The sequence below is a fragment of the Streptomyces sp. NPDC001868 genome (genome assembly GCF_040297125.1).
Taxonomy (GTDB): domain Bacteria; phylum Actinomycetota; class Actinomycetes; order Streptomycetales; family Streptomycetaceae; genus Streptomyces.
Window position 1 is genome coordinate 17911 of the sequence record NZ_JBEOYO010000038.1, and the last position, 17736, is coordinate 35646.

At 70.9% G+C, this 17736-nt stretch carries 20 protein-coding genes and 1 pseudogene; 13 read left to right on the forward strand and 8 right to left on the reverse strand.

The features are described 5' to 3' along the window. Nucleotides 1-105: 105 nt before the first annotated feature. Nucleotides 106-486 carry a helix-turn-helix domain-containing protein gene (locus ABT147_RS33005; protein ID WP_351413055.1) on the reverse strand — a complete coding sequence of 127 codons (381 nt, stop codon included), beginning with the start codon at nt 484-486 and terminating at the stop codon, nt 106-108. Between the two features lie 21 nt (nt 487-507). Continuing rightward, on the reverse strand, nt 508-1575 hold the full coding sequence (locus tag ABT147_RS33010; protein ID WP_351413058.1) for a tyrosine-type recombinase/integrase: 1068 nt from the start codon (nt 1573-1575) through the stop codon (nt 508-510). A gap of 158 nt (nt 1576-1733) precedes the next feature. Between ABT147_RS33010 and ABT147_RS33015 the strand changes: the two genes are divergently transcribed. The 3 genes from ABT147_RS33015 to ABT147_RS33025 are packed head-to-tail and all read left to right on the forward strand — an operon-like array spanning nt 1734 to nt 6100. Then, nucleotides 1734-2186, forward strand: coding sequence for a TadE family protein (locus tag ABT147_RS33015; RefSeq protein WP_351413060.1), 453 nt, complete (start codon nt 1734-1736; stop codon nt 2184-2186). Beyond that, a complete protein-coding gene (locus tag ABT147_RS33020; protein WP_351413062.1) occupies nt 2186-2638 on the forward strand; it encodes a pilus assembly protein TadG-related protein in 453 nt (150 codons plus the stop codon). The genes ABT147_RS33015 and ABT147_RS33020 overlap by 1 nt, the downstream gene beginning before the upstream one ends. Next, nucleotides 2639-6100, forward strand: a complete 3462-nt coding sequence (locus ABT147_RS33025) for a hypothetical protein (protein WP_351413065.1) — start codon at nt 2639-2641, stop codon at nt 6098-6100. It abuts the gene before it with no gap. Between the two features lie 267 nt (nt 6101-6367). On the opposite strand, the gene ABT147_RS33030 is transcribed toward ABT147_RS33025, so the two are convergent. From ABT147_RS33030 to ABT147_RS33040, 3 genes and pseudogenes are all read right to left on the reverse strand, one after another. Next, nucleotides 6368-6595 carry a DUF397 domain-containing protein gene (locus tag ABT147_RS33030; protein ID WP_351413066.1) on the reverse strand — a complete coding sequence of 76 codons (228 nt, stop codon included), beginning with the start codon at nt 6593-6595 and terminating at the stop codon, nt 6368-6370. A 2-nt stretch (nt 6596-6597) separates the two neighbouring features. After that, nucleotides 6598-7230 carry a DUF5753 domain-containing protein gene (locus ABT147_RS33035; RefSeq protein ID WP_351413186.1) on the reverse strand — a complete coding sequence of 211 codons (633 nt, stop codon included), beginning with the start codon at nt 7228-7230 and terminating at the stop codon, nt 6598-6600. Between the two features lie 69 nt (nt 7231-7299). Beyond that, nucleotides 7300-7548 (reverse strand): annotated as a pseudogene (locus tag ABT147_RS33040) (helix-turn-helix domain-containing protein); the annotation flags it as partial. Between the two features lie 172 nt (nt 7549-7720). On the opposite strand from ABT147_RS33040, the gene ABT147_RS33045 reads away from it, so the two are divergent. The 10 genes from ABT147_RS33045 to ABT147_RS33090 all read left to right on the forward strand — a co-directional run bounded on the left by ABT147_RS33045 (nt 7721) and on the right by ABT147_RS33090 (nt 15955). Further along, entirely contained in the window at nt 7721-7996 is a 276-nt protein-coding gene (locus ABT147_RS33045; RefSeq protein WP_351413068.1) for a hypothetical protein, read from the forward strand. Beyond that, entirely contained in the window at nt 7993-9033 is a 1041-nt protein-coding gene (locus ABT147_RS33050) for an ATP-binding protein (protein ID WP_351413070.1), read from the forward strand. The genes ABT147_RS33045 and ABT147_RS33050 overlap by 4 nt, the downstream gene beginning before the upstream one ends. Then, nucleotides 9020-9445, forward strand: coding sequence for a hypothetical protein (locus tag ABT147_RS33055; RefSeq protein ID WP_351413072.1), 426 nt, complete (start codon nt 9020-9022; stop codon nt 9443-9445). Before ABT147_RS33050 ends, ABT147_RS33055 begins: the two co-directional genes overlap by 14 nt. 396 nt (nt 9446-9841) lie before the next feature. Beyond that, nucleotides 9842-10999 carry a TfuA-like protein gene (locus tag ABT147_RS33060; RefSeq protein WP_351413075.1) on the forward strand — a complete coding sequence of 386 codons (1158 nt, stop codon included), beginning with the start codon at nt 9842-9844 and terminating at the stop codon, nt 10997-10999. Continuing rightward, nucleotides 10986-12134 (forward strand): YcaO-like family protein, encoded by a 1149-nt coding sequence (locus tag ABT147_RS33065; RefSeq protein WP_351413077.1) that lies wholly within the window; start codon nt 10986-10988, stop codon nt 12132-12134. The genes ABT147_RS33060 and ABT147_RS33065 overlap by 14 nt, the downstream gene beginning before the upstream one ends. Further along, complete coding sequence (locus tag ABT147_RS33070) at nt 12131-13015, forward strand: class I SAM-dependent methyltransferase (protein WP_351413079.1); 885 nt, start codon at nt 12131-12133, stop codon at nt 13013-13015. Before ABT147_RS33065 ends, ABT147_RS33070 begins: the two co-directional genes overlap by 4 nt. Next, on the forward strand, nt 13012-14019 hold the full coding sequence (locus ABT147_RS33075; protein WP_351413081.1) for an NAD(P)H-dependent glycerol-3-phosphate dehydrogenase: 1008 nt from the start codon (nt 13012-13014) through the stop codon (nt 14017-14019). The genes ABT147_RS33070 and ABT147_RS33075 overlap by 4 nt, the downstream gene beginning before the upstream one ends. A gap of 68 nt (nt 14020-14087) precedes the next feature. After that, the gene (locus tag ABT147_RS33080; protein ID WP_351413084.1) at nt 14088-14441 is read left to right on the forward strand and encodes a hypothetical protein; all 354 of its coding nucleotides are present in this window, start codon (nt 14088-14090) and stop codon (nt 14439-14441) included. After that, nucleotides 14428-15282 (forward strand): hypothetical protein, encoded by an 855-nt coding sequence (locus ABT147_RS33085; protein WP_351413086.1) that lies wholly within the window; start codon nt 14428-14430, stop codon nt 15280-15282. Before ABT147_RS33080 ends, ABT147_RS33085 begins: the two co-directional genes overlap by 14 nt. Before the next feature lie 238 nt (nt 15283-15520). Next, nucleotides 15521-15955 carry a hypothetical protein gene (locus ABT147_RS33090; protein ID WP_351413089.1) on the forward strand — a complete coding sequence of 145 codons (435 nt, stop codon included), beginning with the start codon at nt 15521-15523 and terminating at the stop codon, nt 15953-15955. A gap of 94 nt (nt 15956-16049) precedes the next feature. Here ABT147_RS33090 and ABT147_RS33095 read toward each other — a convergent pair whose 3' ends face one another. The 3 genes from ABT147_RS33095 to ABT147_RS33105 form a co-directional block, all read right to left on the reverse strand. Next, nucleotides 16050-16232 carry a hypothetical protein gene (locus ABT147_RS33095; protein ID WP_351413091.1) on the reverse strand — a complete coding sequence of 61 codons (183 nt, stop codon included), beginning with the start codon at nt 16230-16232 and terminating at the stop codon, nt 16050-16052. 511 nt (nt 16233-16743) lie between these two features. Beyond that, nucleotides 16744-17082: a hypothetical protein gene (locus tag ABT147_RS33100; RefSeq protein ID WP_351413093.1), complete on the reverse strand. Its 339-nt coding sequence runs from the start codon at nt 17080-17082 to the stop codon at nt 16744-16746. A 10-nt stretch (nt 17083-17092) separates the two neighbouring features. Beyond that, complete coding sequence (locus tag ABT147_RS33105; protein ID WP_351413095.1) at nt 17093-17632, reverse strand: DNA ligase-like domain-containing protein; 540 nt, start codon at nt 17630-17632, stop codon at nt 17093-17095. Between the last annotated feature and the right edge of the window lie 104 nt (nt 17633-17736).

A 17736-nucleotide genomic window follows, 5' to 3' on the forward strand; every position in this document is an offset into this window, starting at 1 on the left:
TCGCGGACACGCTCCCGCAGCCCGGCCGGGAGCAGTTGGCAGGGCGGCACACCCCGACCCTCCTGCAGCTCTGGGAGCCGCCCAGGGCGCTGGAGGGTGAGCTGCCTACACCGGCGGCAGTGACGGCCGCACCACGCCGCATCCGCCGATACCCTCCCCTGTTCCCCGGACGCCGATGGCCGGTTCGCCACCGGACCACGCCAAGACGTCTTCCGCTGCTGCGAGCGGCCCGGCCGGATGCGGCGCCCGGCCGGCAGGCGGATCCAGGACGAGCAGGCCGGCCGCGTCGCAGCGCAGCACCCGGCACAACACGGCCAGATCGTCCAGCCTCACCGACACCGGCGCCACCGTCGCCGACCACAGCACCGACATCTTCCCCGCGCTGATCTCCAGCCCCGCCTCCGCCAGCAGCCGGCGCATCTCCACCGCCTTGAACACGCCCCGCTCGGCCGCCCTCAGCCGCAGTTCCCACCGCACCCGCCCCACCCGCCTCCTCGTTCCCCACGCTCACAGCCGGCCCGCAGCCGCATACGGATCCGGGCCCAGCAGGCGCCCGGCGACCCGGGCGTTCGCCTCCCGCCAGCACCACTCGATCCGCTCGGCAGGCACATGGACATACCGGGCCGTCGTCGACAGCCACACATGCCCCAGCAACGCCCCGACCGCCTCCAGCCCCAGGCCCTGCTCGTACAGATGGGTGGCGCAGAAGTGCCGCAGCGGGTGGGGCGTCAGCCTGCCCGACCACGCCGGCAGCCACCGCGCGACCGCTCCCGCCAGCCCCTGCCGCAAGGTCACCGCGCACGCCGCACCCCATCCGCCGCCAGGCGCGCGGCGCCGGCTCGGCAACAGCACCGCCCGCCCACCCGCCGGCCCGTCGCCGAACTGCGGCCGTACCTCGGCCAGCCACCAGGCCAGCAGCCGGTCAACCCCGTCGATCGCCGGCACCAGCCGCTGCCTGGGCCCACTGCCCCTGGCGCCCTTGCCCCAGCGCACGTGCAGGACCCCGTGCGCGCCCACCTGGGGATACCAGTCCCCCACCTCAAGGCGGACCGTCTCGTTGATCCGCAAGCCCACCCGCCGCCACAGCGACGCCGCCACGTAATCCCGCGCGGCCACCAAAAAGCCCCGACCCAGCGTGTGCGGCAGCGACGCACGCCACGCGCCGAAGAGAGCCTCCACCTCCCCCGCCGAGGGCGGGATACGCACCCCCACCCGGGCCAGGCGCCGGGGCCGGTTGAACTCATCGACCGGCCGCGGCACCGGCCCGCCCGTCACCTCCCGGACCAGCCGCCCGTGCCGGGCCTCGACGAAGGCGTAGAACCGGTACACCGCCTGCGCCATCTGCCCCCGCGTGACCGTGCCCGCGCCACGATCCCGGGCAGCGGCCAGCCAGCCGTCCACATCCCCGGGCCCCACCTCCCACACCGGGACCTGAGCGAACGCCAGCAACTCCCCCAGCCACGACCGCTGCTGACCCACCCACCGGTCCGTCGCACCCCGCGCGGCCAGCGCCAGCACGAACTCATCCACCCACCCGGCCCCGCCGTCGCCGTCCGCCATCACACCCGCAGCCATCACCCACCCAGGCTGCAGCCACAACGCCCGCAATCACGACGAAAGTTCAGGAATGTCGAACAACCGACCACACCCCCGACCAGGAGCCCACCCACCCTGACCAGCAAAGACCGCACACGCCCGAACCTGGCCTTTTAGGTAGCAGGGGAGTGAACAACGTGCGTAACAGGGCCCGGTGGTCCGAGCGAATCCGGGGCGATGAGGGCAGCGCCGCGATCGAGGCCGCCATCATCGTGCCGGCACTGATTATGTTCGTGTGTCTGGCGATCGCCGGGGGCCGGATCGTCACCTCCGGATCGAAAATCGATGCCGCTGCCGAGGAAGCGGCCCGGGAAGCCTCCATTCACCGCACGGTGGCGGCCGCCCAGAGTGCCGCCCACACGGCGGCCGCGGACTCCCTCGACGACCAGGGCATCACGTGTGCGTCCACCAGCGTCAGCGTCGACGCGGGTGGCCTGAGCGTGCCGGTGGGGCAGGTCGGCACCGTGACCGCGACGGTGACGTGCACGGTCAACCTCGCCGACCTGCTGTTGCCGGGCGTGCCCGGGGCGCGGACGCTCACGTCGACGGCGACCTCGGTGGTGGACCAGTACCGGCAGCGGGGGGACTGATGAACGGCCACTGGCTGGCTCGCCGCCTAGAGCGGCTCGACGACCGGGGCGGCGTCACCGTGTTCGTCGCCGTCTGTGTCGTCGCGTTGATCGGGATCATCGGGGTCGCCGTCGACGGCGGCAGCAAGATGCGCGCCACCGAACGCGCCGACTACCTCGCCGGGGAGGCCGCGCGGGCTGGCGGGCAGGCCATCGACCCGGCTCAGGCCATCCCCGGCGAAGCCATCGTCGTCGACCCGCAGGCTGCCGTGGCGGCAGCGCGGGCGTACCTCGCCGCCGCCGGCGTCGGCGGCACGGTCAGCGTCTCCGGGGACGGCACGACGCTCACCGTCACCGTCGCCGACACGTACGAAACGAAGTTCCTGCCCGTGGTCGGAATTGGCAGTCTCGCGGTGACCGGCCACGCCACGGCGACCCTCCTGCACGGCGTCACCGCTCCCGAAGGAAACTGAATGCGCACCACCCACTCCCACTCCCCCACCACCGCGGGCTCCGCCATGGCCCGGGTCCTTAAGGCCCTGGGCAGTCTGCTGGGCCTGGCCACCGTGGTCGCCGGTCTGCCGCTGTTGCTGGCCTGGGCCACCCCGGTGATCTGGGCGTCCAGCCACGACGATCTCGCGCACCTGCTGGACCGGCAGGACACCGGTGCGGTGTTCCTGCTGCTGCTCGTCGCGGTGGGCTGGATCGGGTGGGCGCAGTTCACGTTCTGCGTCGTACGAGAGCTGGCCGCGCAGCTGCGCGGCCGGACGTGGCATGCCCCCCGAGGCCTGGGCTCCTCCCAGCGGGCCGCGGCCGCGTTGGTCGGCGGCATTCTGGTCCTGCTGCCCACCAGTTCGGCTCTGGCCTCCCCTGCCCAGGCAGCACCGGCCATCAGCGACGCCCGGGTGCCCGGGCAGGCGCCAGGAGAACAGCACACCGCCGGGGCGGCTGCAGATTCGGTGGCCGCCACGAACGCGACGGAACCCCGTGCGTACACGGTGAGGGAGGTGCGTCCGGCGGAAAGCCTGTGGAGCATCGCCGAGCAGGAACTCGGCGACGGTGAGCGCTGGCGGGAGATCGCCGCCCTCAACGAGGGCCGCCCCATGACCGACGGACAGGTCTTCAAGAGCAACAGCTTTCTGCAACCCGGGTGGAGGCTGCAGATGCCTGAGGTGTCCTCCAGCTCCCCGGCTGTCGTGGGAGGAACCCGTACGCAGCTGGGTGACGGTGCCCCGACTGCTGATGAGAAGGGCGAGCACGTCGTCACGGTCCACTCCGGCGACTATCTGTCGAAGATCGCGGAGGAGGAGCTCGGCGACGGCAATAGGTGGCCTCAGCTGTTCGAGGCCAGCAAGGGCAAACCGCAACCAGACGGCCTGCCCGAGATCTCCGACCCGGATGTGATCTACACAGGTCAGCAGGTCTCTGTGCCCGACACCCAGCCCGACCAGATGCCCCCCGACCTCGATGAGGGTGATGAGTCGGGCAGCCCGGAGACACCTCCCCCGGACACCCAGAAGCCCGACGGCGAGCAGAAGCCCGACGAAGGTACGGGCGATGAGCAGGCGCCCGTACCCAGCCACACCGCAGCGCCTGCACCAGAGTCGTCTGCCCCGAGCGCACCGGCGAGCCGCCCTGCCGAACAACCCGGCCAGGATCAGAGGTCTCCTTCCGTATCGGATCCAGCGATGCCCGGGCCCGGCGTCAGCCTCTCGCCTTCTACTGCCCCGCCGTCGGTGCCGACTGATGCATCCGGCTCGGTTGCCTCCCCGACCAGCACAACGTCCGAGACTCCGGTGACGGCTCCGTCCAGCAGCCGGCTGAACCTGCACACCGTGCTCGGCGCCGGCGCGCTGCTGGCCGCCGCCATCACCGGTGCCCTCGCCCTGCGCAGGACACTCCAGCGCCGGCGCCGCAAGCCCGGCGAGAAGATCGCCATCGCCTCGGAGACATCCACCGCAGAGGCCCAGTTGGCGGCGGCCGCCGAGCCGGGCGGCGCTGCCCGCCTGGACGTGGCGCTGCGGACCCTGGCCCACCGGGCGGCTCAGAAGGAGGACCCTGCGCTCGTGCCGCCGCTGCGGGCCGCACGGATCGGCGCACGCGCGGTGGAGGTGCTGCCCGAGGATCTCTCCCAGGAGGCGCAGGCGCCCTTCGTCTCCGGACAGGCCGGTTGGTGGGTCGTGCCCTCTGATGCCGTCCTCCTGGACGAGGAGGCCGCCCGCGAGGTGCCGGCACCATATCCAGGGCTAGTCACGGTAGGCAGCACCGAGGCGGGTGAGCTTCTGCTGCTCAATCTCGCGCAGTTGCCCGCGCTGCTGCTGGACGGCAACCCCGTCCACATCTCCGAGGTGTGCACCTCTCTCGCCCTGGAGTTCGGGATGAGCCCGTGGGCGAGTGAAGTCGAGGTCGTGACGATCGGGTTCGGTGAGGACCTGCCACAGCTGCTGCCCACTGCGCGGATCGCCCACATGCGGCAGGCCGCCCACGCACTGCGCGATCTGTCCGAGCGGCTGCTGGAAGCGCACCAGATGCCCGAGACCCAGCATCAGCCGTATCTGCTGCTGTGCGCGTCGTCGCTGGACGCGGACACGGCCTGGCAGTTCGCCGATGTCATCGACAAGTCCGGCACGGTGCCCGTCACCCTGGTCGCTCCGGCCAGTTCAGCGGCCGCACACTTTTCTGAGGCGGAAATCCTCAACGCTTCACTCAGCGAGCCGCAGAACCTCGACTGCGCCGGCATCGACATCACGGTGCAGCGCCTGGAGCATGCCGCCTACGTGCAGATCACCACCGCGCTGAGGGTGTCCGGGCAACCGTCCCACCCGGCCGAGGGTCCCTGGCAGGAGGTCCCGGACGAGCCCGACACGGTGCAGCAGCCGGATCCTGCCGTATCGGAGGACCCCATCGCGCCCACGTCCGCTACCCCGAGCCCTTCGTCGGCAGCGGACGTGGGCGGCGAAGTGTTCCCTGCTCTGCTCGCCGCCACCTCCGATCCCGCTGGACTTCGTCTCCTGCCCACGACGTCGGCTCAGGCCGACGCCCAGCCAGGCCCAGACACCACAACAGCGCCCCCGGACCCCGAGCCCGTAGCAGCCGCGGACACCACTGGAGAAGATGCCGCGAAGGCTGGCGACCAAGAGGACTCCGCCGAGGAACGCAAGGAGGAGTGCGAAACGCACGACCTGCACGCACCGGAGATCCGGGTCCTGGGCCCGGTCGAGGTGACCGGCGTGGACAGCACCGGCCACGGCCCGCGGATGGCGCAACTCGCCGCCTTGTTGTTCTTCCGGCCCGGGCGAAGCGCCGACGCCCTGTGTTCAGACATGGATCCCGTCAGCCCTTGGTCGCTAAGCACCCTCAACGCCCGGATGCAGGGCCTGCGTCGCTCTTTGGGGAACGACCCGGCCGGCGACCCCTATGTGCCGCGCCGCAAGACCGGCGAGAGTCCCTACCAGCTCTCCCCCGGCGTGCGCTGCGACTGGACCCGCTTCCTTCAACTCGTCGAGCGTGCCCTGCCGCTGGGGCCGGCTGGCCTGACCGATCTGGAGAGGGCGCTGACTTTGGTGCGGGGTCGGCCGTTCGGCGGCAAGCCCCTGCCTTGGGCCGAGCCGTACCAGCAGGAAATGATCACGCGCATCATCGACGTCGCGCACACCGTGGCCACTTACCGCACGCCCGCAGGTCCGCACCACGACCTCAGTGCGGCTCGTCAGGCCGTCGCGACCGGCCTCGACGTCGACGACACAGCAGAGCTGTTGTATCGGGACTGGCTGCGGATCGAGCATGCGGCCGGGAATCGGCAAGGACTGCATACCGCCATCACACGCGTGCAACAGGTCAACCGGTCGTTGGACTGCTCGCTGGAGACGGAGACCGAGGCCCTCATCCACGAACTCCTCACCGGCTCGGGCACGTCGACGCGCAGGGTCCGCTAGTTGCGATGCGCCATGAAGTTGGTGCCGTCCAACCGAGCACCAGCTAAGGCGGGGCGATGAGGATGCCGAGCTCGTGACGACTCACAGCGTCGCGTGTCCGTAAGTGGCCCGCGGCAGATCGTCATTGAGCGACAACGCCGCAGATCAGCCGGCGGGACCCGGTTGGCCATCCCACAGAAGCCGCGGCTGTCGCTCAGTCACCACTGCACGGCGGTGTGCATGGCGAAGGGGCTGTACGAGGTCGCCCCCTTCACTGCGCTTGGTGATTCAGATGGTCCCGGCGGACACCCCGTTGACAAGCGCGGCGAAGGCTACCGAGCGGAGGACCAGGCTAGGCCCGTTCGTGACCTTGGAGTCCCGTACTGCCAGGCGACCAGAACTGTTGGGCAGGATGGCGACCTCGAGGCACCCGCCAGTGCCAGAGGACGCCGAGGCCTTGAACCAGTCCAGATCCGTCAGATCCGCGTCGGCTGTCAGGTGTTCGTCGCCGGTCATGATCAGCTCTCCTCTGCGACGCGCTGTAGCAGCGCAGTTGAATCGTCGGGGTCGAGGGCTTCGGCTTTGAGGAGGTCGAACGACGCGCCGAAATGCCGGATGTCGCTCTTCTTCTCCATGTAGAGGTTCCCGGCCGGGCTGTCGATGTAGATGACGGGGTCACTGTCCTGGAAGTCCAAGATCGAGAAAGCTCCTCCGAGACCAGCGTGCACTCCTTTGGCCACCGGCATGATCTGGACGGTCACGTTCGGGAGAGCCGCCACCTCAACGAGATGGAGGATCTGATTCCGCATCACGTCAGGGCCGCCGACGGGACGACGGACGACCTGTTCGTCGAGAATCGCCCAGAGTTCGAGGGGGTCCCGGTCCACCCGTGTCAACAGTTCTTGCCGCTTGATCCGGGCTGACACGAGCGCCGCGACGTCGTGCAGCCGGTTGCCCGGATGGCCGGACAGCACAGCCCTGGCGTAGTCGGCCGTCTGCAGCAGGCCATGGATCAGGACCGGCTCCCACGCGTGCTCTGCCTGGGCCTCCGTCTCCAGCCCGAAGTAGACCTCCAGCCCGCTCGGCAGCACGTCACGGAAGGAGTCCCACCAACCTGGTTGGAGCGAGGACGACAGCATGCCGAGCAGCATGTTCCGCTGGCGATCCTCCGTGACCCCAAAGAGATCGCACAAAGTTTCGAGTTCGTGAGGGCGCAGTGTCGCCCGCCCGTTCCCCGTCTCCAGGCGGCTAACGCGCCCTTCCGAACAGCTCAGCCGGGCAGCCACGTCCTCCAGTCGGAGCCCGCGGGCGATTCGCAGACGCCTCAATTCCGCACCGAGCTGCCGTTTTTGCACGCTCGGTGCCGTAACGCGAGCCACTCGCCGCCGCCCCCTGACCTTTTGCTTGCCGCGCGGTTGCGCAGCTTCCTGCCTCCAGTCTGCCCCACGACCCCTCCGAGCTGCACACATCCCAGGCCTCCTCGTTCCACACGCTCAAACATGTACGCGCAAGCGATGCGCAAGTTGCGCATCACTTGCGCGACAAGTGCGCAAGGAGGCACTCTAGAGGTCGCTGGACACATCAGGTAGCGACCCAATCGCGCTGTGTCGATTGCTGGTCGTCCGATGATCGGGAGCGCACATGGCGCCGTATACGCAGTCGAGTGGTGAGGGAATCGCCCTGCTCAGGGCCTACCCGGCGGAGAGAGACGTGCGGGTTGGCGCGCTGGATCTCATAGGGCTCACACCCCGGCAGCGCCTCCAGCTCGGCGGCATGGCGTGTGCGCGTTGTCCCCGCACCGACGGTCTGCAGCCGGGGGGATACGTCTACACCCGCAGCGACCCCGAGGACGCGGGCCGTCTGGCCTGGCCGGTGCGGGTGTGCCCGGACCACCGGAGTACGGGGTGCACCCAATGAGCCCCGAGGCGTGGACCCCTGGCCAGGAGCCCGGCCCGAAGCTGCGCCAGGCCTGGGCGACGGGCCGCACGGAGCCGGTCACCGTCACGGGAGCGGACGTCCTGCGGGTGACGACGAGCGTCGGAGTGAAGGCGCTCGCTCTCTTGATGCAGCAGGGCATACCGCTCGGCCCGGTGCTGCACACCGACCCCCGGAAAGCCGTCGAGATTGTCGTGCCGGCCGGGACCGCGCGGACCTGGCCGGGCCTGCCGCTCACCACGTGCATCGCCGGGGCGGTGGTCCGGGCGCCCGCGCCCGAGGTCACGGCCCTGAAGGGCCGCCGTACGGACGGACGCACCTGGTTCGTGCCGCCTGGCGAGGAGGCGGCCACCGATCCCGGCGCCCTGGCTGAGGCGATCAGTGACGTGCAGGCCGCTTTCGGCTGGGCGGGCCGCGGCCGCGAGCACGACTCCGCGGCGCTGGACGAAGCTCTGGAGGAGGGACGAGTGGACGACTGCGGCGCCCCCAACAGCGATGCGGTGGCCCCGGGTTGGGGCGACACCGGAGCCGTCTCCTCGACCGAGCCGGACACGACCGCGTCGACGGCACCGCGGGTGCCCCATCTCGGCGTCACGTGGACGCTCGACGGCCGGGACCCGCGTACGCCCACCGAGGCCCGCCACCGGGTTGCCGAGAGGTGCCGCCTGTGGCGTGTGCCGATGGTGGTGGCCGACGACCTGACGCTGATCGTGTCCGAACTCGCGACCAACTCCGTGACACACACGGCCAGTTCCGAGATCGAGGTGAGTCTCTACCTCACCGGCGAGCGGGTCTCCGTGGCCGTGACCGACCAGAGCCCCTACCGGCCGCTGACGGCCCGCCAGGCCGGCGAGTTCGCCGAGGGCGGCCGCGGGCTCGCACTGGTCGAGGCCCTGGCGACCTTGTGGGAGACCCTCCCCACGGCCTGCGGCACCGCGGTGCGGGCCCACCTCGACCTCCCCCCAGAGCACCGCCAGCACCCCCATGCCGACGAGGACGCCGCCGATGTACGTCACTGACCAGCCGCTCGCGCTCTCCCCTGTGCACACGGCAGGACCGGCCTCCCCGCAGGGCAATAGCCTGCGGTGGACCTGGTCCGTGGGCCCCGGGCTCGAAGAGCTGGTGCGCGGCAGCGCCACGGAGGCGTTCACGCAGTGGGGTCTCAGTCCGGCCGTGGCCGACCTCCTCGGTGATCTCGCGTGGGAGTTCGCCGGAAGCTTCCGCCGGAGCGCCTACGTGAAGGTGGCCGTCGGCTGGGCCGATCACCAGGCGATGGTCAGCGTAAGGACCGCCGAGGACCTCGCGAGCGCCGAGTCCGCGATGAGCCTCCAGCCCTGTCCCTCGACCTGGGACGTACGCGGGCACGTGGGCGACACCGACGCCTACGCGGTTATTCGGTTCGCCCGGCGAATCCCACGGATCGAGGTCTGACCCCAAGCTTCCCGCCCCTGCCTGGGCGGGCAGGCGGGACCCGCCGGGCGAGAGCCCCGAGGGCCCCGCAGTACCACCGGTACGGGCAACCGGCCCGCACCGCCGCAAGCAACGAAGGAGAAGCCCATGGAAGCCAAGTCGCGAACCGCTCTCTCGACGGTGGAGGCGCCCGAGGACATCAACGTCGAACCCGTGGTCGTCGCGATCGACGTCGACGACGAGGAGTAGGCCTCACCGCCTGTTCTGACCTGGGCGTCCCTCCCCGGCTGACGGTGGCCGGGGAGGGACGCCCTCCCTTTGGAGGAGGTTTCAGCAGTGATCCATGTATTTGTCGGGCCGACCCTGTCACGGTCCGAGGCGTTACTGACCGCGCCGGAGGTGAGGAGCCGGCCGCCGGTGCGGCACGGTGACCTGTTCCCCGAGTCGGTCCCCGACGGCGACACCGTGGTGATCATCGACGGGGTGTACCACCAGGCCCCCGCGCTGCGGCACAAGGAGATCCTGGCCGCGATGGGCCGCGGGGTGCAGGTGATCGGTGCGGCGAGCATCGGCGCCCTGCGGGCCGCCGAACTCTCGCTGCACGGAATGCTCGGTGTCGGCAACATCTACACCGCCTACGTGCGAGGCGACATCGAAGGAGACGACGAGGTCGCGGTGGGTCAGTCCCCGGACGGCGAGGAGGACGGGCTGACCTGGCCTCTGGTCAACCTCTGGAACGTCCTGAGGCTGGCCGACGAGGCCGGGGTCCTGGGCATCGAACGGGGCGTGGAGTTGCTGGAGGCCCTGCGCGAGGTCTACTACCCGCAGCGCACCGCGGCCGCCGTGCGGGCCGTATGCCGGCGCCACGGTGAGGGCGAGTTCGCCCGGTGGCTGGACGAGCAGCGCGCGCACGACCGGCACTTCGGCGACCTGAAGCGCACCGACGCCCTGGCCGCCGTGCGCACGGCCCTGCGTGGTCCGGTTCCCAGGATCAACGCCGGGACGCTGATGTGGCGGACGCCGCACTTCCTGCGCTGGTCAAACGCCTTTGCCCGCAGCCGCGTTGACGGGCTGGACCTGTCCACCGAGGACCGTCTGATCTATCAGCAGGTGTTCGCCCCGCAGTTCGGCACGACATGGACGGCCTACCTCGAACACCGCTCGTTGCTTCGAGGGCGGGGCCCGAGGCTGCCTCTCGGTACGCGACTGGGGTACGTCACCGGCGGGGGCCTGGCCGCCCATCAGGTGTTCCACCCGGCGGTCGACCTGCGCGACGAGGAGACGGTGGCCCTGTTGCTGGCCGAGGAGACACCCGAGGACCGCCAGGCCGTCGCCCGGTACGCCGAGGCCCTCGACCGGGCCCGCCGCGGCGTGCCGGGGTTTTCGACCGCAGCCGTGTGTGACGACCTCACCGGCCGGACGCTCCGGCAGGTCTGGCGGTGCCCCGCCGAGAAGTTCGACGCCGAGGCGTCCGCCCGGGGACTCGTCCGCGGGGCCCGCGCCGTCGAGGCGGCGAAGCGGCTGATGCCCGGATTCATGGACGAGCAGAGGGAGGCGGCCCGTGACGGGCGATGACGACATGGTGGTCCTGCCGGGCACCCTGCGGGCCCGGCGGCCCGAGGAGACGTGGCAGGTCCTGGCCCCGTATCTGCCGGGGTTCGGGATCACCCGCGTGGCCCGGCTGACCGGACTGGACTGCGTCGGGCTGCCGGTGTGGACGGCGATCCGGCCCGACTCCCTGACCCTGAGCACTTCCCAGGGCAAGGGGCTCACCGACGACCTGGCGAAGCTGTCGGCGGTCATGGAGGCCATCGAGCTGTGGCACGTGGAGCAGCCGCTGCCGGTCGTCGCGTCAGGCCCGGCCGCCGAGGTCGCCCCGGACTGCCCCGTCGCCGAGCTGCCGCTGACCGTGCCCCACAGCGCGGACGTCCTCACTCGGGTCGTGTGGGAGTGGACCCCCGGCACCCGCGTGCTCAGCGGGACGACGGCGCTGGTGCCGGTCGATCTGGTCCGCCGCAGAGCCCAGCGCCCGGACTGGGCCCCTGATCTCCTGCGGTCGACCAGTACCGGCCTGGCGTGCGGCAACACGAGGGACGAGGCGCTCTTGCACGCTCTGTTCGAGGTGGTCGAGCGCGACGTGCTGTACCGGGACGGGCAGGCCGGCGGGCGGAGTAGGACGTTGATCGCCCCCCACACCATCGGGGACACCGACGGCCGGGAGGTGATCGACCGGCTCACGGACGCCGGGATGGACGTGGAACTCGCGCTCGTCGACGGCCCGTACGGGCTGCCGGTGTGCGTGGCGTACCTGTGGTCGGAGGACCATCCGTATGTGTTCGCCGGCGGCGGGTGTCACACCAGCCCCGGCATCGCGGCCACCCGGGCACTGACCGAGGCCGCACAGTCCCGCGTGACCGTCATCGCGGGCACCCGCGACGACCTGCCCAGTGACAGCCCCGACTTCGGCATTCCGCCGCACCGGCCGGCGACGCCTCAGGCGCGTGTGCCGTGGCCGCAGGCGACAGCCCACTTCACCCCGCCCGGCGGCGGGTTCGCCGACCTCATCAAGGACGTGGCCGAGCGGATCGAAGCCGTCACCGGACACGAGCCGGTGGCCCTGGACCTGTCCGCGCCGGGCCTGCCCGTCCACGCCGTGCAGGCCGTATGCCCCGGTACCCGCTCACGGATCAGGAGGGCGATGCCCCGATGACACACCCCACCAACCTCCCGTCCCCACCCCTGCCGCCCACCGCGGCGGATCCGGCGGCCCAGTTCGACTCCTTCCACGCCGCGCGGGCCCGCACCGATCTCGTCGCCCGCCTGTACGCGGCGGCGATGGGCGAGGACTACCCGCACGAGGTCGCCGCCTCCAGTTCGTGCGACTGGCCGCTGTTGGGACTGATGGCCGCCCGGCTGCGGATGCGGCCCGGTCAGATGCTCGTGGACGCGGGCTGTGGCACCGGCGGCATCGGGCTGTGGCTGGCCCGCGCCCTGGCCGTCCGGCTGGAAGGCATCGACATCTCGCCCGTCGCCCTCGCCCAGGCCACCAAGCGCCGCACCCGGTTCGTGCCCGCCGACCGCGCCGCCTTCCGTGTCGCCTCCCTGGACGCCACCGGCCTGCCCGAAGGCTGTGCCCACGGCGTGGTCTGCGTCGACGTTCTCTCCTTCACCCAGGACCGAAGCGAGGCGGTGCGCGAACTGGGCCGCATCCTCGCGCCCGGCGGCCGGCTGACCCTCACCCGGTCGGTGAAGCAGGGCGCCACACCCGTGTGGGAGGACCAGGCCCACGCCGCCGGACTCACCGTGGAGCACATCGACGAGCGCCCCGGCGAGCCCGCGATGTGGGGACGGCTCTATCAGCTGTGGATGGAGCACGCCGACGACCTGCAGCGCGAACTCGGCGACATCCAGGCGAGGAACATGCTGCGCAAGGCACACCGGATGATGCCCGCCCTCCACGGCCGCCGTGCCGTTCTGCTGACCCTGCGACGCCCCCCGACACGGCACGACGATGCCGGGGCGGCCGATAGGATGCCCGAGCCCGGCCGCCCCGGTGACGGCCCCGCGACCAGCGAGAGGACCCCGCAGTGAGCCAGCACAGCCGTACGGCGGTGTTCTCGGCAGGGTCCTGGGGCACCGCCATGGCCAAGGTCATGGCGGACGCCGGCGGACACGTCACCATGCACGCCCGCCGCCCCGAGGTCGCCGACGCGATCAACACCTCTCACCGCAACCCGGGTTACTTCCCCGAGATCGAGCTGCCCGCGTTCCTCACGGCCACGACGGAGCCGGCCGCCGCCCTGGACGGCGCGGACTACCTCGTACTCTCCATCCCCGCTCAAGCCCTGCGCGCGAACCTGACCGTGTGGGCGCCGCACATCGGCCCGGACACCGTGATCGTGTCGCTGATGAAGGGCATCGAGACCGCGAGCGGGCTGCGGGCCAGCCAGATCATCGCCGAGGTGACCGGCGTCCCCGCGGAGCGGATCGCGGTGCTGTCGGGGCCGAACCTGGCGGGCGAGATCATGGAGGGCCAGCCGGCCGCCGCCACCATCGCCTGCCCGGACGAAACCGTTGCCGAGCGCGTCCAGGCGGCATGCCTCACCCCGTATTTCCGGCCCTACACCAGCACCGACGTGGTCGGCTGCGAGATGGGCGGCGCGGTGAAGAACGTCATCGCGCTCGCCTGCGGCATCGCCGCAGGCATGGGCCTGGGCTGCAACGCGACGGCCGTGCTCATCACCCGGGGCCTGGCGGAGACCACCCGCCTGGCCGTGGCGATGGGCGCCAGCCCGGCCACCCTCGCGGGCCTGGCGGGACTCGGCGACCTCGTGGCCACCTGTTCCTCCCCGCGCTCACGCAACCGCACCTTCGGCACCCATCTCGGCCACGGTCTGAGCGTCGACGAGGCGGCCGCAGCGACCCGGCAGACCACCGAGGGCGTCAAGTCCGCTGAAGCGGTCCTCGAACTCGCCCGCGCCCACGGGGTCGACATGCCGATCACGGACGTCATCTCCGCGCTCCTGCACGAGAAGGTCACGCTCGCCCAGGCCGCCGCCGCACTGATGCAGCGGCCCCCCAAGCCCGAGCACTGACCCCCCGGCGCCCCGTCGCACAAGGGGCGCCCCACCACTTCACCCTCCCCATCCCGGAGGCCCTTTTCATGCACGCGACTTCTGTGCTGTCCGCTGCCCAACTCGCCGCCACCGCCATTCTCGTGGGGTGGATGCTCACCGGGTTCACGAGCCTGCCCGGCAAGTGGCTGCGCTGGAAAATGTTCTGCCGCGCCCGCTTCACGATCATCACCCTCGACGGCACCACGGACGGCCGTACCGAGCCGGTGAACCCCTACCGGTACCTCTCCCCGGGCAGCTTCCTCCTCAGCCCCGAACGGCTCCAGACGATCATCACCCACCTGACCGGCACCGGCCGGTACGACCGGATCGACGGCCGCGGCCGCGTCCTGTCCGCACAGGGCGAGCAGACGATCGAGGTGAGGAACAGTGTGGTTCGTTGACGCTCTCGCATCCGGATTCCAGCACCCCACCGACCCCGGACGGCTGCACCTGTTCCGCATCGTCTACGGCACCGTCTGTACTCTGCGGTCCGCCCTCTCCTTCGGACAGGGCGGATGGGACCGGTTCGCCCCCGGCTCACTCAGCAGCCACACCGCCGAACAGCGCTTCGGCCCCGCACGGGCCCGACTCCTGACCGGCGCCTACCGCCCCGTACTGATCGCCCGCACCGCGGCCGCCGTCGCCCTGGCGGCCGGTCTGGCCCCCCGGGCCGCGCTCATGATGGTCCTGGCCGGCACCGCGATGGAGCTTCTCTACCTCAAGAGCCCCAACGCCGTTCGCTACACGCTGCTCACGGGCGGCTGCCTGCTGGTCGCCGGCGACCTCGGGCACGGCGTCGGCATCGCGCACGGCTCCAGCACGGCCAACACCTGGGCCCTGTGTCTCCTCGTGCTGATCACCACGGATGTCTACTGGAACAGCGCCTGGCACAAACTCCGCAGCCAGCAGTTCCGCACCGGCCTCTACCTGGCCCAATGGGTCCACACCTACACCCAGGTCAAAGACCAGTTGCCCTACCGGGGCCAACACGCCATCCCCGGAGTCGTCCGCCGCCACATGGGCAACCTCACCGACCGCGACGTCCGACTCTGGCGCATGGTGGCCGCCACCGTCATCACCGCGGAAATCGCCCTGCCCCCCGCACTGCTCATCCCCCAGACCATGCCGTACGCCATCATCGCCGGCATCACGATGCACATCGCCTTCACGGCCCTGAAGCCGCGCCAACTCGTCACCTTCTCCGGCCTCACAGTCGGCTCTTACGTGGCGTTCGCCGCCTGACCCCCTCCTCGTCGGACACAGCCGTGCCCCGCCAGGCCCCTCACGTGACACCCGGCGGCGCACGGCCACATCCCAGGCCGTTGCCAGAGACTGCAAGCCGCATCCCGCTCGTAGGGTGCGGGCATGACCGGAACCGCCCGACTCACCGCCAGACAGTTCAGTACAGCTGATCACCGCGCTACGGCACGGCCGACCGCTGGACGAGGCGGCCGCAGACCTGCGGCTCGACCTGGCGGCCGTGTGGGCGACGGCCCGCACGGACACCCGGCTCGTGATCGCCCTCGCGGGCCGCGACCCGGACGCGGCCGCCGAGCAGGGGCGGACCGCCCGCGCCGAGTACCTGCGACTCCTCGCCCTGGGGGTCGCCCCGAGCCTGGCCGAGCAGATCATGGGCAGCGGTCACGTGGGCGCGTGGCGGGGGCGCGACCCGGCATACGCCCACGCCTGCACAGCAGCACGGGAGGCATTCGCCCTCTACCACCGCACCCGTCAGACCCGGCTCACCCCCGAACGGGTGGCCCGCTTCCTCGACGAACTGCGCACACCCGCCTCCACGGTGAAGGGCGCCGCCGCGGCCACCGGAATCACCCCCGTCGCGATCTACCAACGCCGCCGCCGTGACCCGGAGTTCGCCCAGGCGATGGACGACGCACGCCAGTCCGGCCCGGCGTGACCGGCTGGTTCTGCCACTCAGATGCAGGAGCCGCAGACCAAAGCCGATGGCCCCCACGGAAGCCGTAGGGGCCCTCGTTGACCTACTCAGTGGGTCAGCGGCGCGCTTCGAACCAGATGAGCAGCAGGCTCACCGCCCCGCTGCCGAGGCTGTACGACGCTCCGCGGATCATCTGCCTGTGTACGGTCCGGCCATGCCGGACGCGCCATTCCCACAGGTAGCGGGCCAGTCGGCTCGACCACCTGTCTCCATGACCGCTGTCCTTGTTACTGTTCATCAGGCGCCTCTCTTACGTGAGATTCGTGATTCGGGTGTCCGCACAGGGAGCCCTCCCGACCAATGGCCTAGGAACCGAGTCGGGTGTGTGCTCCCTCTGCGTTGTCTCGGGAGTCTAGGCTTCGACCAAGACCTTCCGCGGAGTGTCCCGCGTACACCAGTCGCGTCGCAGGCCGAGTTCTCGGCAAGACTCGGGACCAGACGTGACGAGACGCGACGAGACGGCACCAAGCGTGAGGACCCCGCTGTCTCCTCTCTCCTTCGCGCGTGATGTAAATCACTCAGGCGTAGGTCGTCCGGGACCATCAAGAAGGCATCCCTGGGCGGGACGTGACTCACCGTAGGACAGCCGGAAGACCAGGGCGCGAGCGTGTCGCGAATCTCGGCCATTGGCGGGTTTCCGCACGTCATCAGGTGTCCGCGCATGGCCACAGGTGAGTATCCGCGAACTCCGGCTAACTAGAGCTAGGTAGGGCCGACCTGCTGATTCGCTGGTTGTCCGGTTCTCGATCTCAAGGCGCAGAGGTCGAGGAGGGCCGGGAGTCCCGCCACCCTGGCCCGGTCGACGGCTGCACCGAGCTGCGGTGCGCCGGCATCAGTCCCTCGTGCGGCCACCAGTACGTGCGGGCCATGACGGCCGTCGATCCGTCGAGGTCGATGAGCACCTGATACGCGGTCCGGCCGTCCGGCCAGTCCTGCCGGGCCCGCACCGCCGACCACCGCCAGGCGCCCCGCGACCACACCCAGAACGCCGGCCGGTCCCCCGGCGGCCACGACCACACCACCGGGTGCGGGCCGTCCTCCGGGCGCCACGGCCGCGCCTCCCTCGGCTCCGACACGGTATCGCTCACGCGTTCTATTTTAGTCCGTCTCCGCAGGCCGCAGCCGGGTGACCGTCACGACCTGATGCCGGGTGCTGCCCGCCATCACCTCCGCCTGAGCGTGACCGGCCGCGACGTAACGGGTGCCGTCGTGGGTCGCTTCGAGATGCCGGGGCTCTTCGTCGACCAGGAGCGCGGCCGCATCCGCCGCCAGCGGCCCGGTGAGCCGCTGCGACAAGGCACGGAGGCCGCCCGGCAGTTCGACCACCAGCGCGCGCGGACGCGACCGGGGGCCGGTGTAGCCGACCACCGGCGCATCAAGTGGTTCCGAATGCCTTACCTTGTTCCATACCCTGGACGGCCTGTAGAGGCTCGACCCCGGCTTGCAGACCAGGCCCTCGATGTTCAGCGGCCGCAGGCTCTCGTACCAGTCGCGGGCCGTCTCCACGTCGTCCGTCGCGGGCACCGCCTGAATCGGGGGCCCGAGATCGCCGAGCGCGTCCAGGAGCCAGCCCCTGCGGACGACGTACGGCCGTCCGCGCAGGTCACCGTGGACAGGGTGGCTGATGCAGTCCCACACCGAAGCGCGCAGGTTCGCAGATTCCCGGACTACCCTGTGCGCGAACCCGTCCGTTGTTCGGTTCATTCTGCCCAGCCGGGCCACGAGTTCGCGCGGGCGCGGCC